Here is a 15,207-nt window from a genome sequence, read left to right as displayed (position 1 = left end):
CGGATCAGAACGAGTATTTCGCGGTGATCGAGACGTTGTCGCGGTCACGCGCGGAGTTGCTGGAGCCGGCGCCGTAGTAGCTGGTGTACTGGGTGCCGACCTCGAAGGTGTTCAGGTAGCTGGCGTCGATGCCGAGGGTGTAGGCCTTGCGGCCTTCGATGAAGTTGCCGGTGCGGTCGGAGTTGCCGCTGAAGTCCTCCTGGTAGACGGCGTAAGGCGAAAGCTTCACCCCAGCGTAGACGTCGTTCCAGCTGCCGGTGAGCAGCAGCGTGTAGCCGTAGCTGTCGCGGCTGATCTGCACGTCATCGTCATTGCCGCCGACGTAGGCCTTGTCCTGGGCGCCGACGAACTTGCGCTTGCTGCCGTCCCAGGCGGTGTATTCCAGGCTGCTGCCGCGGATGTGCTCGGAGGCCAGCTCGGCCACGCCGGTCATGGAGTCGAAGGTCAGGTGCGGGCCGAAGTTGTAGATGGTCGACAGCGAGATGTTGTAGGTCTCGGCACGCTCGTAGTTCTCGAACAGCTCGCCACGGCACAGCTGCTTGCCGGCCACCGGGGCGCAGGCCTGGCCGGCCGGCGTGTTGGCATCGAACAGGTTGGTCTGGCCAAGCACGCCCTGGGTCAGCAGGTCGCCCAGCAGGTCGTCGGTGGCGGAGATGCTGATCGGCATGTTCGGCCGGTAGGCAATCTCGCCGGACACCGAGGCGTCGCCCAGGGTCGTGTTGAAGCTGAAGCCGTACATGCGGATGTTTTCGACGTAGTCACGGCGTGCTTCGGCGTTGCTCGCCATGTCCAGCGTGGCCAGCCCCGGCACCGCTTCGCCCAGGCCCAGCGGGCCGAGCAGCGAGTTGAGTTCGTCGACATCAACCCCCTGGTAGCCGCGCAGGTCGACCGCGATCTGCGGCTCCTTGGCGTGGTAGTTGACGAAGTAGAAGCCGAACTCGGTGGAGTTCAGTTCCTCGGCGATGTAGCGGAACGCCACGCCGAACTGGCCGCTGTCGCTGGCTTCGATGTCCTTGCCGACGTTGGCGACCTTGAAGGTGCCGGTATTGGGGTTCAGGTAGGAGTTGGGCCCATGCGGCCCGTTGCCCAGCAGGCCGAGGGAAGCCACGGTCGGGTAGCCGGCCAGCAGCTCCTTGATCAGCGGGTTGTCTTCGGTGGTGTAGGCGGTGTTGCCGCCGTCGCTGAACAGGTCGGTGTCGGAGAAGTAGGTGCCTACCGAGTCCAGGCGGGTCTCCTTCCACTTCCACTGGTAGAAGCCTTCCATCGACAGGTCGTCGGTCAGGCCGAAGTTGAGGCTCAGCGCCTCGGTCGGCACCAGCACTTCCTTGAGTTCCGAGCCCGGCAGGTGGAAGCGCGCGGCGTCCACCGGGTTGATGGTATTGATGCCGCCCCGGTAGAACACACCCTCGCCCCAGTTCAGCACCTGGCGGCCGACGCGGCCGGTCAGCGGGTGCTCGGCGACGTCCCAGCTGCCGGACAGGTAGGCATCCAGCAGCTCGGCCTTGCGCCCGGCGATGTGGCGGGTGTCGTCGGTGAAATGATCGTCCTGCGGGAACGACTGGCTGGGACGCTCCACGCCATTGGTGGTGTCGTAGTAGTCGTTGCGCTTGTCCATGATCTGCGTGTCGTAATAGGCAGTGCCACGCATGAACAGGCCGTAGTTCTGGTACTTGGCCGAGAGGTCGGAAGTGAGCTTGAAGACCTGGGAAACCAGGCCGGTATCGAAGTTGCGGTTGCCGTCGTCGGCGTTGATGTCGCTGATGTTGCTCTTGTCACGCCCCTGCACGCGCCACATGGCGCCGTAGGACAACGTGCTGTCGAGCGAGCCGGTGATCTCGTTCTCGGCCAGCTTGAACTCCAGGGCCTGGGCCGACCCCGCCGCCAGCAGCGGCAAGAGTCCCATCACCGCCCCCGCCCGCCGCGGCGCCCAGAAAATGGACGAACGCGCACCCAATCGACTGTTCATAGACAGCATTACCTCCATGGCCAAGATTTATCGCCCCGGTCATTGCGACCGGCGCTGTTCTTATTCGTTTCTCGGCTGCCGACGACCTCGGAATAACCGGGCCACCGTGCAGTAACACTCCTGCCAGAGCGCTTGCGGGCGCCTTGGCCCCCACTCCTCTTCTGCTTGCACGCCGGGAGTTGGGACTATCGTGCAGGCAAAGTAACAAACTGTTTCTCCCCTGCCAATGGAAAGGATGTAATCCGTGCCTTTCAACGGGCAAAGAAAAGCCCGGCACATGGCCGGGCTTTTCTCTTACAGAGAGTTCACACAGCGAGACTTACTCGACGGTGAACGTCTTCTCCGCCAGCAGGCGGTCGCCCTGGAACACCATGAAGCGCCACTGGCCCTGCACCACCTCGTGGTTCTCGGTGAACTGGTAGGCCATCACGTCGGTGGGCGCGCCCACGACCAACTTCTGCACGACCTCGAGCTTGTCGTGGCGCTGGCCGTCGGGGGTCACCACGCCGGGAGTGAAGTACAGCAGGGTCAGCGGCGTGTCGCCTTCCTGCTTGCCGCTGAGCTGGTAGCGCATGCCGAACTTGGTGCCCAGCTTGGCCGGAACGCGAGTGGTGGACTCCAGCTGCTCCTTGCTGCTGGTCAGCACGCGCTCACCGGGCTGGTAATCCTTGTAATTGCTGACGAAGACGCCGTACTCCACCGGGCCGTTGACGCGCACTTCGGCAAAGGCCGAGGAAGCGAAGGCACAAGTCAGGGAGAGAGCCAGGACTGCTGGCAGGCGGGAAATGGACATGTCGCGCTCCTTGTTGGGGTCCGCGCGAGGCTATGACATCGCCGTGACAGCCTGATGACAGCTTGACGCCGCGCGGGTCGGTGCGGCGCCAAGCGTCTATCATGCGTGGATCGGACCACTGGACACCACCATGAGCGACAGCCTGCTAGCCATCCGCCCGCGCGCCGAAGACGTCGAGGGCGTGCCTATCCTGCGGCCCCTGCCCTCGGCCCAGCGCCGCAGTGTCGGGCCCTTCGTGTTCTTCGACCACATGCTCGAAAGCAGCTTTGCGCCGGAGCACGGCATGGACATCCGCCAGCACCCGCACATCGGCCTGTCCACCCTCACCTACCTGTTCGAAGGCCAGGTACAGCACAAGGACAGCCTCGGCTCGGACCAGCTCGTGCTGCCTGGCGACGTCAGCTGGATGACCGCCGGGTGCGGCGTCGCCCATGTCGAGCGGACCCCGGCCAACCTGCTGCACAGCGGCTCGCGCCTGCACGGCCTGCAGGTCTGGCTGGCCCTGCCTCGGGAGCTGGAAGGCTGCGAGCCCAGCTACAGCCACCACGCGGCCGCCAGCCTGCCGGAAAGCGACAGCCTGGGCGTGCGCATCCGCATGATCGCCGGCTCCGGCTTCTGCCTGGAGTCGCCGGTGCCGGTGCGTTCGAAGACGCTCTATGCCGACCTGCAGTTGTCCGCCGGTGCCACCCTGGCGATCCCCGACGAACACCCCGAGCGCGCGCTATACCTGATCGAAGGCGAAGCGCTGCTGGACGATGAATCGCTGCCGTTGCACCAACTGGTGGTTCTGCCCGAGGGAGCAACCTTCACCCTCTCCGCCTGTGGCGACTGCCACGCCGTGATGATCGGTGGCGACGCGCTGGACGGGCCCCGGCGGATGAACTGGAACTTCGTCGCCAGCGACCCCGATCTGATCGACAGCGCCCGCGCCCGCTGGGCCGCCCGTGACTGGCCGACGGTGCCGGGCGAGCAGGAACGCATCGAACTGCCGCGCTAGTCGTACAGAGACGCCGATCAGAAATCGCCGCCACGCAGTCGAAACCGGCGAATGCCTGAGGACTTGCGCAGCGGCTTGCCGCACCATCGCGCGCCCCGAACCCTTGCCGACGGCAAGCCCGCTACTTCTGGCCCAAGGAGTCCGTGATGGACCAGTCGACCGCCAACCGCCACACCAGCGCCCTCACCGTGCTGACCCTGCTGTTCTTCATGTGGGGCCTGATCACTTCGCTGAACGACATCCTCGTACCGCACCTCAAGGCAGTCTTCACCCTGTCCTACGTTGAGGCCTCGCTGGTGCAGTTCTGCTTCTTCGGCGCCTACTTCATCATGTCCTTCCCCGCCGGGCGACTGGTGGAGAAGGTCGGCTACAAGAGCGGCATCATCGTCGGCCTGGCCACCGCCGGTATCGGCTGCCTGCTGTTCTACCCGGCGGCCGGCGCGCAGTCCTACCCGTTCTTCCTCGCCGCGCTGTTCATCCTCGCCTCGGGCATCACCCTGCTGCAGGTCGCGGCCAACCCCTACGTGAACATACTTGGTCCGGCGGCCACCGCCGCCAGCCGGCTGAACCTGACCCAGGCCTTCAACTCGCTGGGCACCACGGTCGGTCCGCTGGTGGGGTCGGTGACCATTCTCGCCATCGGCGCCGGCGCCGCCTCGCAGATCGGCAACTCCGCCGCCAGCGAAGCGGACTCGGTGAAGACCCCCTACCTGGTGCTGGCCGGCCTGCTGTTCGCCATCGCCGTGCTGATCGCCCTGTTCCGCCTGCCAAAGATCCACCACGGCGAGCCCACCGACGGCGTGGCCGGGCGCCAGTCGATCTTCGCCCACCGCCACCTGGTCTTCGGGGTCATCGCGATCTTCTGTTATGTCGGTGCCGAGGTGTCCATCGGCAGCTACCTGGTCAGCCTGATGGGCCAGCCGGATATCGCCGGGCTGCCGGCGGACCAGGCCGGCAAGTACCTGTCGTTCTACTGGGGTGGTGCCATGGTCGGCCGCTTCATCGGCAGCGCACTGATGCGCGCCATCGCGCCGAACCGCCTGCTGGCCTTCAACGCCGTGGCCATCGCCGTGCTGATCGTCATCGCGCTGAGCATCGGCGGGCACGTGGCGATGTGGGCGCTGATCCTGATCGGCCTGTTCAACTCGATCATGTTCCCGACCATCTTCTCCCTCGCTCTGGAAGGCCTGGGCAACCTCACCAGCAAGGGCTCCGGCCTGCTCTGCATGGCCATCGTCGGCGGCGCCGTGATGCCGCTGGTGCAAGCCTTCTTCGCCGACCGTATCGGCCTGCTGCCTTCCTTCGCCGTACCGCTGGTGTGCTACCTGTACATCGTCTGGTTCGGCGCACGCGGCTATCGCGCCGACCAGGCCTCCACGGCTCCCGCCGGCAACGCCTGACGCTGATCCCTGACGGGGCGCAGTACCTGCGCCCCTATCACCTGATTCCTACAGCCCTTTCGGCCTGCGCGCCCTAGCTGGCGTCAGGCTGCTCCCGAAGACTTCCTTCCTTTTCCCTACGCCCGGCCGACGCCAGGTGTCGGGCATGACACTCTCAGGAAGGAGCCCACCCCATGGCTGATCCCCTCTCGCTGGTCGTCAACGGCCAGTCCTGGCCACTCGCTGTGGCAGCCGATACGCCCCTGCTGTACGTCCTGCGCAACGACCTGCAGCTCAACGGTCCCAAGTTCGGCTGCGGCCTGGGCGAGTGCGGCGCCTGCACCGTGCACCTCGATGGCGTCGCCACCCGCTCCTGCATCACGCCAGTCTCCGCAGCCCTGGGGCGCCAGGTCACCACCCTGGAAGGCCTCGGCACGCTGGAAGCCCCGCATCCGGTGCAGCAGGCCTTCATCGACGAGCAAGCCGCGCAGTGCGGTTACTGCACCAACGGCATGGTCATGACCAGCGCCGCCCTGCTCGAGCGCAATCCCAAGCCCAGCGACGAAGAGATTCGTCAGGAACTGGCCTACAACCTGTGCCGCTGCGGCACCCATGTTGAAATCCTCAACGCCGTGAGAAGGGCCGCCGGCCGCAGCGGTGACGACGGACAGGGGAGCCCCGCATGACCCCGCTCAGCCGCCGCAACTTCCTCAAGGCCGGCGGCGTGCTGCTGGTCAGCGTCCAGCTGCCACGCCTGTCGCTCGCACAGGGCACTGACGCCACGCTGCCGCTCGATCAGGTCGACAGCTTCATCGCCATCGCCGCCAACGGCACCATCACCGCGGCCTGCGGCCATGTCGACCTGGGCACCGGCATCCGCACTGCCCTGAGCCAGATCGTCGCGGAGGAGCTGAATGTCGATATCCATCAGGTGACCCTGCTGCTGGGCGATACGCGCTACACCCCCGACCAGGGGCCGACCATCGCCAGCTCGAGCCTCCAGGTCAGCGCCATTCCCCTGCGGCGCGCGGCGGCCGAAGCGCGGGAATTCCTGATGCAACGCGCGGCACAGGTCCTGAGGACCGACATCCGGCAGCTCGACTGCGCTGACGGCGCCATCTTCGTCAAACGCAAACCGGCGCGCCGTATCGGCTATGGCGAGCTGCTGCAAGGGCAGCGCTTCGAGCTGAAGATCGACGCCAGCGCGCCGCTCAAAGCACACAGCGAATACCGGGTGGTCGGCCATTCGGTACCGCGCCTGGATATCCCGGCCAAGGTCACCGGGGGGCTGACCTACGTGCACGACATGCGCCTGCCGGGAATGTTCCACGGCCGCGTGGTGCGCCCGCCCTACACCGGGGCTGACGTTAACGCGCCCCTGGGCCGGAGCCGGCTGGAAGTCGATGAGCAATCCGTGGCCCGGTTGCCCGGCTTCGTCCGCCTGGTGGTGATCGGGGACTTCATCGGCGTGGTGGCCGAGCGCGAAGAGCAGGCGATCCGCATCGCTCGGGCGCTGAAGGTCCGCTGGAAAAGCTGGAGCGACCTGCCGCCGCTAGGCCTCGACGACCTGGAAAAGACCCTCCGCGAGCACCCCAAGCAGCCACGCATGCTGCAGGACGACGCGCAGATGGATGCCGTGCTCAGGCAGGTCGACCGTCCGCTGCAGCGCACCTACGTCTGGCCCTACCAGCAGCACGCTTCCATCGGCCCGTCCTGTGCGTTGGCAAACCCCGAGGATGGCGTGATGAAGGTCTGGTCCGGCAGTCAGAATCCCCACGACCTGCGCGCCGACCTGATAACGCTGCTGGGCATGCAACCCGAGCAGGTCGAAGTCATCAGGATGGAAGCCTCCGGCTGCTACGGGCGCAACTGCGCCGATGACGTGTCCGCCGACGCCGCCCTGCTCGCCCTGGCTGTTGGCCGCCCGGTGCGTGTGCAATTGATGCGCGAACAGGAACACGGCTGGGAACCCAAGGGCTCGGCGCAGCTGATCGAAGTCCGTGGCGGGCTGGACAAGGACGGCAACGTGGCCGCCTACGACTTCGCCACCTGCTACCCCTCCAACAACGGCATCAACCTCGCGCTGCTGCTCACCTCGAAGGTGGACGCCAAGCCCCAGGTGACGCGGATGGGCGACCGCACTGCCGTGCCGCAGTACGCCTACCCGCACATGCGCGTGGTCTGCAACGACGCCGCGCCCATTGTCCGGGCGTCGTGGATGCGCGGGGTGTCGGCATTGCCCAACGTCTTCGCCCACGAGTCCTATATCGACGAACTGGCACAGATGGCCGGCGCCGACCCCATCGAGTTCCGCCTGCGCTACCTGCACGATGAGCGCGCGGTCACGCTGATCAGGGCACTGGCAGCTTCCGCCCACTGGCAGCCGCGCGCCTCACCCAACCCGCAGGCGCGCCAGGGCAATCTGCTGGTCGGCCGCGGCTTCGCCTATGCGCGGTACTTCCACAGCGACTTCCCGGGGTTCGGTTCGGCCTGGGCCGCCTGGATCGTCGACGTCGAGGTCGAACCGCACACTGGCGCCGTCCGCGTGACCGACGTCCACGTCGCGCAGGACTGCGGGCAGATGGTCAACCCCGACGGCGTGCGCCATCAGGTCCACGGCAACGTGATCCAGGCGACCAGCCGGGCACTGATGGAGTACTCGACCTTCGACCGCAGCGGGGTCACCAGCCTGGAATGGGGCGGCTATCCGATCCTCGGGTTCCCACAGGTGCCGAAGATCACCGCGCTCCTGCTCGACCGCCCCGGCACCCCGCCGCTGGGGGCCGGCGAGTCCACCTCGGTGCCCAGCGCCGCAGCCATCGCCAATGCCCTGTACGACGCCACCGGCGTGCGATTCACCCGTCCACCGTTCACGCCCGAGCGGGTTCGCGCCGCGCTGCAGGAGAAACAAGCGTCATGAACAAGACCTCTCTGGCCATTATCGGCGGGCTGGCCGCACTCGTCGCGACGGGAATGATCGCCACCGGGAAACCGAGCATCGCTCCGATCGACCCGCCGGCTGCCCAAAGCTTCAGCGCCGAAGCCATCGCCCGCGGGCAGCAGTTGGCTGCGCTCGGCGACTGCGCGGTGTGCCACACCCGTGACGGCGGCGCGCCACTGACCGGCGGTCGCGCCATGGTGACGCCCTTCGGCACGCTCTACACCTCCAACCTCACTCCGGATCGCGAGACCGGTATCGGCGTCTGGTCCTTCGAAGCCTTCAAGCGGGCGATGCGCGAAGGCATTTCGCGCGAGGGCGACTACCTCTACCCGGCCTTCCCCTATACCGCGTTCACCCGTGTCGGAGACGAAGACCTGCGCGACCTGTACGCCTACCTGATGACCCGCCCGACCGTCGTAGCGGATACGCCGGACGACCGCCTGCCCTTCCCCTACAACCAGCGCCGGATCATGGCGGGCTGGAACTTCCTGTTCTTCGACAAGGGCGTCTTCCAGCCGCAGCCGCATCGCGATGCCGCGTGGAATCGTGGCGCCTATCTGGTGGAAGGGCTGGGTCATTGCAGCGCCTGTCACACGCCACGCAACGCGCTGGGCGCCGAGCGCACCGGCAAAGATCGCTTCGCCGGCGCAACGGTGGACGGCTGGCAGGCTCCGCCGCTCAACGGTGGCAGCAAACCCGCCATCCCGTGGACCCAGGCGACGCTGTACGACTACTTGCGCAACGGTTTCTCGCGCTACCACGGAGCCGCCGCCGGCCCGATGGCGCCAGTGGCCGCCGGGCTCACGCAGCAACCGGACGCGGACCTGCAGGCCATGGCGCGCTATCTTGCGACCTTCCTCCCGGAGCAAACCGGCGACGTCTCGCCGGAGCAACGGGCCGTCGAACTGGAGCAGCGCACCTACGGCACGCTGCAGCCCGTCAGTGGCAGCGGTGGTCGGATATTCAATGGCGCCTGCATGGTCTGCCACCATGACGGCGACAACCCGAAACTCAATGGCGTGCGGCCATCGCTGGCGGTGAGCAACAACCTGCATGCGGCCACGCCGGACAATCTGCTGCGGGTGATCCTGGACGGCATCGGCCACCCGGCGCGGCCGGAGCTGGGCTACATGCCGGCCTTCCGCAACAGCCTCAACAATGAGCAGATCATCGCGCTGGCGCGCTATCTGCGAGAGGACTTCGCCGGCCTGCCAGCCTGGCCGGACCTGGAGTTCAAGGTGGCCAAGCTGCGTTGAATCCGGCAGGGGGGGCGGCGCGACGCCCTCCCCCGATCCGGTCAGGCGCCGAAGCGTTCGTCCAGCAGGTCGAACATCGCAGCGAAGGCGCGACGCGCCACCTTGGCGTCGTACTGCATCTTGCCCGGTACCTGCGCGTGCGGGTCGGTGAAGGAGTGCGCGGCGCCGCCGTAGCTGGTCAGGGCCCAGTCGACATTGGCGGCGGTCATTTCCCTGGCAAACTCGCCCAGCTGCTCGCGCGGCACCAGCGGGTCGATGGCGCCGTCGAGGACCAGCACCGCGCCCTTGATGTTCTTCGCGTCCGCCGGGTTCGGCGTGTCCAGGGTGCCGTGGAAGGAGACGGCGGCGGCCACCGGAGCGCCATCGCGGGCCAGTTCCAGGGAGCAGCAGCCGCCGAAGCAGAAGCCGAAGGTGGCCAGCTTCGCGGTGTCCAGCGGTGCCTTGCCGGCCTGTTCCAGCAGCGCCTTGAGCGAGCCCTGCATGCGTTGGCGCAGCAGCGAGCGGTCGTTCTTCAGCGGCATCATGGCGGCGAGGGCCTGGTCCGGACCGTTGGGACGTACATCCTTGCCATAGAGGTCGGCCACCAGCACCACGTAGCCGCGCTCGGCGACCTTGCGTGCGGTGTCCAGGGCGCCCTGGCTGACGCCCATCCAGTTCGGCGCCATCAGCAGGCCGGGACGTGGCACGGTGCTGGAAGCATCGAATACCAACTGGCCTTCGAAGGCCTGGCCATCGACGCTGTAGGCGACGGGTTGCACGCTGATCTGACTCATCGGGGTAGTCCTCTGGTAAATGCCGGGGATGCCTATCGAACCGGGAACAAGCCTACTCGACTATCTCGGGTTCGGTGGGTGATTGTTTCAGGGCAAGCAGCAGCAGAAGGCACAGTGCAAGGCCTCTGCTGCGTCCGCCCTTCAGTAGATGCTGACGAGCACATGTCGCTGCTCAGTGGCGCAGACATGATAGAAGTCGCGCAGTTCCCGGAAGGCTGCTTCGAGTTCAGTCTTTAGCTGCACAGGATCGTCCGTCCAGATCTTCGGGTAGAGTTTGGCCTTGCGGAACCTGGCGAAATCGGCGGCGGCCAGCGCCTCATCGATCGACACCGTATCGAGCGCAGCGACGATAGCCGGCAGTTCCTCACTTCTTGTGCAGGCAATGAAATCCTCGCAATCGAAGACCTGCACACCGACCACCGCCTCGCTGAGCGGGTTGCCTTCGATCGGCGAACTGGCCGACACGCCGGTGAGCAGGAAGTGCAGGCCATCCCACAGCTTGTCCAGCCCGACTTGCGGGCAGTCTGCTTTCTCGAGCGCTTCGGCCAGATCGAGCAACTCTTCAGCCGGCGCTTCGCCGAGGCGCTTGAGCGCGGCGTCATCCACGCTCAGATAGACGGCCTGGATTCCCATGTTGATTCTTCCCGTGTGCGTTGAAGTTCCAGGGCTTGTCGCGTTGGTCTGGCGAGCATCACTGCTGTTCGAACTCCTCCAGCACATCGCGGGCATGCTCGCGGATGAAGGCCCACTTCGAGGTCAGCCCCCGTTGCGCCGCCACCACTTCGTCGGCTCGCAGCGTGCAGAAGCCACAGCCAGGCGCCAAAGCCTCGGCGACTGCTGGCGCAATAGCCGGGTGTTGCTCCAGCACCGCTTCGAGCGGGCGGTAGTCCAGGGGCTGGTGCTTGCCACGATCGCGGAAGGAGCGGTAGGGAGCGCTGAGCCCACGCGCGGCCACTTCGGCGGGCAAGCCGTTCAGATACGCGGCAATCAGGTCCATGCGGTCGAGCCGTGCCAGGGCTGAGGCGGCCCAGGCACGCTCGCTTTCACTGGAAGCCTCGCTGCACAGGGCGGTTTCCAGCGTGCTGATGACGTCGGGCGTCGAGTGGTTGATCTCGGCCAGCAGCATGCTCGCCTGCCACGCTTCGCCGGCACTACGCCCGGCGACGACGTCGAGCAGCGCCGGTACGGCGGCTTCGCCCAGGGCGCGGACGAGGGCGTCGTACTCGCCGAGCAGCGGTCCGGGCGCAACCGCCCGCACGGCTTGCGGCACCACGTCGGCGACCTGCTCCACAAGCGGCAACGCCGCGATGCGCGCACGTTCGCGCTCGGCCTCGTCGTACATAGGGAAGTGCCGCAGCAACTGCGCGCGGGTCAGGCTGAGCGGCACCAGGTCGCCCGCTTCATCGGTGGCAACGGCGATGAAGTGCCTGTCGACCAGACCCTCCTTGAGCAACTGAGCACGGGCCCGCTTGGCCGCACGGGGGAAACAGTGCAGGAAGCGGTCATAGACCGCCTCCCAGGCGCTGAAGCTGCCCTTGGCCGTGGCTTGCGCGAACTCGGCACACTGCGTCGCCCATTGATCCTGCTCGTCGCCCGGCTCGAAGCCATGATCCTCGGCGTGCTGGCTCAGGTCCGGGCCGGACCAGCGCAGGTCCTCGCCATCGTCGTCGTAGTCTGCGGCCACCTGGGCCAGGACCTCTTCCGTAGCGACCGTCACCATCGGCCAATAGAGCACCGAGCCGTCGCCGTAGAACTCGTGGAACATCGCGCCGTAGACGGTCTCGTCCGGATGGTCACGGCGAATCTTGCGCACTGCATTCACCATATGGTCCACGGCGACGTTTTCCAGGGCCTTCCAGTCGAACTTCTGCTTCGGGGGCATCCTTACTCTCCGCTGGCGCTGAACTGTCCTGACGGTTCGTCTATAGCCACCAGGGTACGAACCAACCCGGCCGCGTAGTCCGCCGCGAAGCGGTAGCCACCCTCGACGTCAACGATGCTGCCGGCGGCGAGCCGTGCATCCCACCAGTCACTGAGGAAGCCAGGGGCATAGCCGCCGGTGCAGAATCCGTAGGGGTCGGCCACATAGCTGGTGGTCAGCATCAGGGTGTAGCAGGGGCGCCGGTAGTCGCTCTGCTCCCGGGAGCAGTCATGGAAGTCTTCATACGACTCGGCGAGCTTGAGATGGGAGAACAGCCAGAACATCGCGTCGTACATCAAATGCGAATCCGCGTCGGCATGCAGGGCGAAAAAGCCCTTGGCGCGGACGATCCGTTCGGCCAGGCGGCGGATGCGCAGCTCGCCATCGGGCAGCTCGGCCGCCGCTGCTTCCAGCGCGCGGCTCAGGAGGGGCGACAGCGTGCCGCGCTGCACCGTGGCGAGGTCGGCTTCGAGGGTTTCCGCGTCGTCGTTGAACTCATCCTCGCTGACCAACCCGCGAATGAAGGTCGCGAAGTCCGGTGCGACCTCGGTAATTGCATAGTCGGCTTCCTGATCGACATGCACCACCCGTGGCTCCCCCTGCGGCCCGCACTGGCGGTAGTCGAGCATGATCATCTCGTGCCCGGCGCTGGGAGTATTGGCGATACCGATACCGATGTCGGGATAGCCCCACTCGGCGCGCATGAAGGCCGAGCCGAGATCACCGCACAGCGAATACGCAGCGCTGCGCCCGATGGCGTAGAGGCCAGTGATCGCGATGTGATCCTCGGCCCAGCCGGTCGGTTCATTCATCGGGTAGCAGCAGCGCTCGACAGCACCACCATTGCGCAGGCGCGCCAGCTCCACGTAGGCATCCGGCAAGCGATAGCCGCACTCCGCCTCGATCTGCCCAATCAGTTCGTCGCTGGGGGCTGGCTCGGTGTAGTGGCTGAGCGAGTAGTCGCCATCGTCCCAGAAGCCTTCAAGATCGAAGCCTTCGAAGGCCCCGGTAGTTCTTGCGACAGGTTGCGTCATTCCATTCTCCCTTGGGGGGCGCAGCATTTCGTGTTGGCGCCGAGTCAGCTTGCCGAGCGCTTGATGGCCTGCGTCGGCATATCCTTGCAGCGGTCTTTGACAGTCCTGCGCAATGAAAAACGCCACGATTCCAGCACTGAAATCGTGGCGTCTGTTTCAACCCTCGCAGAGGGTTAGGCGGAAAGCTCCACCAACAGCTTGTTCAGGCGGCGCACGTAGGCGGCCGGGTCCTTCAGGCTGTCCCCCGCGGCCAGGGCGGCCTGGTCGAAGAGGATGTGGGTCAGCTCGCCGAAGCGGTCTTCGTCAGCTTCCGCGTCGAGCTTCTCGATCAGCGGGTGGGCCGGGTTGAACTCGAAGATCGGCTTGGCTTCCGGCACCTTCTGCCCGCTGGCCTCGAGAATCTGGCGCATCTGCAGGCCCAGGTCCTGTTCGCCGATGGCGAGGATCGCCGGCGAATCGGTCAGGCGATGGGATACGCGCACCTCGGCGACTTCATCGCCCAGCGCGGCTTTCAGACGCTCGGCCAGGCCCTCTTTGGCCTTGGCGATCTCTTCCTGTGCCTTCTTGTCCTCGTCGGAGTCCAGGCTGCCCAGGTCCAGGTCGCCACGGGCGACATCGACCAACTGCTTGCCATCGAACTCCGGCAGGTAGCTCATCAGCCACTCGTCGATGCGGTCGGTGAGCAGCAGCACTTCGATGCCTTTCTTGCGGAAGACTTCCAGGTGCGGGCTGTTCTTCACCTGGGCGAAGCTCTCGCCGGTGAGGTAGTAGATCTTGTCCTGGCCTTCCTTCACGCGACCGATGTAGTCGGCCAGGGAAACGCTCTGCTCGCCGCTCTCGTCGCTGGTGGAAGAGAATCGCAGCAGGCCGGCGATCTTGTCCTTGTTGGCGAAATCCTCGGCAGGGCCTTCCTTCAGCACCTGGCCGAAGTTCTTCCAGAAGCCCTTGTAGGCTTCGGCGTCGTTGCTCGCCAGCTTCTCCAGCATGTCCAGGGAGCGCTTGGTCAGCGCGGACTTCATCGAGTCGACGATCGGGCCGGACTGCAGGATCTCGCGGGAGACGTTCAGCGACAGGTCGTTGGAGTCCACCACACCCTTGATGAAGCGCAGGTACAGCGGCAGGAACTGGTCGGCCTGGTCCATGATGAACACGCGCTGCACATACAGCTTCAGGCCGCGCGGGGCCTCGCGGTGGTAAAGGTCGAACGGCGCGCGGGCCGGGACGTAGAGCAGCGAGGTGTACTCGAGCTTGCCCTCGACCTTGTTGTGGCTCCAGGTCAGCGGGTTCTCGAAGTCATGGGCGATGTGCTTGTAGAACTCCTGGTATTCGTCGTCCTTCACCTCGGTGCGCGGACGGGTCCAGAGGGCGCTGGCGCGGTTGACCACTTCCCACTCGGTCTCAGCCGGGGCGTCTTCGCCAGCGGCCTCTTTCGGCAGCTCGATGGGCAACGCGATGTGGTCGGAGTACTTCTTGACGATGTTGCGCAGGCGCCAGCCGTCGGCGAACTCGTCTTCGCCGTCCTTGAGGTGCAGGACAATGCGGGTGCCACGTTCGGTCTTGTCGATGCTCGCCACATCGAACTCGCCCTCGCCTTTCGACGACCAGTGGACGCCCTCGCTGGCCGGGGCACCGGCGCGGCGGGTGAACACGTCCACCTTGTCGGCAACGATGAAGGCGCTGTAGAAGCCCACACCGAACTGGCCGATCAGGTGGGAATCCTTCTTCTGGTCACCCGAGAGGTTCTTCAGGAAGTCGGCGGTGCCGGACTTGGCGATAGTGCCCAGGTGCGCGATGACTTCCTCGCGGCTCATGCCGATGCCGTTGTCTTCGAGGGTGACGGTCTTGGCGTCCTTGTCGAAGCTCACACGGATCTTCAGCTCGGCGCCGCCTTCGAGCAGCTCGGGCTTGGCCAGGGCTTCGAAACGCAGCTTGTCGGCGGCGTCGGAGGCGTTGGAAATCAGTTCTCGAAGGAAGATTTCCTTGTTCGAATACAGGGAATGAATCATCAGGTGAAGCAGTTGCTTCACTTCGGTCTGGAAGCCCAGTGTTTCTTTTTGAGTCTCCGCGCTCATTGTTTCTCGCTCCGAGGATGACAAATGCCGCGTCATGCGGCCGATGTCAGCGAGATGGGGGCTTCCCGAACCAAT

At 65.8% G+C, this 15,207-nt stretch carries 12 protein-coding genes; 5 read left to right on the top strand and 7 right to left on the bottom strand.

Going from position 1 to position 15,207, the window contains the following annotated elements; all coding sequences use genetic code 11:
* Positions 1–4: 4 nt before the first annotated feature.
* The gene (locus IB256_RS06315) at positions 5–1,966 is read right to left on the bottom strand and encodes a DUF1302 domain-containing protein (protein WP_192401719.1); all 1,962 of its coding nucleotides are present in this window, start codon (positions 1,964–1,966) and stop codon (positions 5–7) included.
* A 319-nt stretch (positions 1,967–2,285) separates the two neighbouring features.
* A complete protein-coding gene (locus IB256_RS06310; protein WP_151186696.1) occupies positions 2,286–2,759 on the bottom strand; it encodes a DUF3859 domain-containing protein in 474 nt (157 codons plus the stop codon).
* A gap of 130 nt (positions 2,760–2,889) precedes the next feature.
* Here IB256_RS06310 and IB256_RS06305 point away from each other — a divergent pair, with 130 nt between their 5' ends.
* From IB256_RS06305 to IB256_RS06285, 5 genes are all read left to right on the top strand, one after another.
* Positions 2,890–3,756, top strand: a complete 867-nt coding sequence (locus IB256_RS06305; RefSeq protein ID WP_192401717.1) for a pirin family protein — start codon at positions 2,890–2,892, stop codon at positions 3,754–3,756.
* A 146-nt stretch (positions 3,757–3,902) separates the two neighbouring features.
* The gene (fucP, locus tag IB256_RS06300; RefSeq protein WP_192295160.1) at positions 3,903–5,156 is read left to right on the top strand and encodes an L-fucose:H+ symporter permease; all 1,254 of its coding nucleotides are present in this window, start codon (positions 3,903–3,905) and stop codon (positions 5,154–5,156) included.
* A gap of 173 nt (positions 5,157–5,329) precedes the next feature.
* Entirely contained in the window at positions 5,330–5,821 is a 492-nt protein-coding gene (locus tag IB256_RS06295; protein WP_192295159.1) for a (2Fe-2S)-binding protein, read from the top strand.
* A complete protein-coding gene (locus tag IB256_RS06290; protein ID WP_192401715.1) occupies positions 5,818–8,055 on the top strand; it encodes a xanthine dehydrogenase family protein molybdopterin-binding subunit in 2,238 nt (745 codons plus the stop codon). Before IB256_RS06295 ends, IB256_RS06290 begins: the two co-directional genes overlap by 4 nt.
* Positions 8,052–9,332, top strand: a complete 1,281-nt coding sequence (locus IB256_RS06285) for a cytochrome c (RefSeq protein WP_192401713.1) — start codon at positions 8,052–8,054, stop codon at positions 9,330–9,332. Before IB256_RS06290 ends, IB256_RS06285 begins: the two co-directional genes overlap by 4 nt.
* Before the next feature lie 41 nt (positions 9,333–9,373).
* On the opposite strand, the gene IB256_RS06280 is transcribed toward IB256_RS06285, so the two are convergent.
* The 5 genes from IB256_RS06280 to htpG all read right to left on the bottom strand — a co-directional run bounded on the left by IB256_RS06280 (position 9,374) and on the right by htpG (position 15,132).
* Complete coding sequence (locus IB256_RS06280; RefSeq protein WP_192401711.1) at positions 9,374–10,105, bottom strand: dienelactone hydrolase family protein; 732 nt, start codon at positions 10,103–10,105, stop codon at positions 9,374–9,376.
* A 141-nt stretch (positions 10,106–10,246) separates the two neighbouring features.
* Complete coding sequence (locus IB256_RS06275) at positions 10,247–10,738, bottom strand: YfbM family protein (RefSeq protein ID WP_192295155.1); 492 nt, start codon at positions 10,736–10,738, stop codon at positions 10,247–10,249.
* 58 nt (positions 10,739–10,796) lie between these two features.
* The gene (locus tag IB256_RS06270; protein ID WP_192295154.1) at positions 10,797–11,987 is read right to left on the bottom strand and encodes a DUF4303 domain-containing protein; all 1,191 of its coding nucleotides are present in this window, start codon (positions 11,985–11,987) and stop codon (positions 10,797–10,799) included.
* A 2-nt stretch (positions 11,988–11,989) separates the two neighbouring features.
* Positions 11,990–13,060, bottom strand: a complete 1,071-nt coding sequence (locus tag IB256_RS06265) for an SMI1/KNR4 family protein (RefSeq protein ID WP_192401709.1) — start codon at positions 13,058–13,060, stop codon at positions 11,990–11,992.
* A 173-nt stretch (positions 13,061–13,233) separates the two neighbouring features.
* Positions 13,234–15,132 (bottom strand): molecular chaperone HtpG, encoded by a 1,899-nt coding sequence (gene htpG / locus IB256_RS06260; RefSeq protein ID WP_192401707.1) that lies wholly within the window; start codon positions 15,130–15,132, stop codon positions 13,234–13,236.
* Between the last annotated feature and the right edge of the window lie 75 nt (positions 15,133–15,207).

The organism is Pseudomonas sp. PDM17 (genome assembly GCF_014851985.1).
In the GTDB taxonomy this organism is placed as follows: domain Bacteria; phylum Pseudomonadota; class Gammaproteobacteria; order Pseudomonadales; family Pseudomonadaceae; genus Pseudomonas.
Note: the sequence above shows the minus strand (reverse complement) of the source record. Positions and strands in the feature narration are given on the sequence as shown.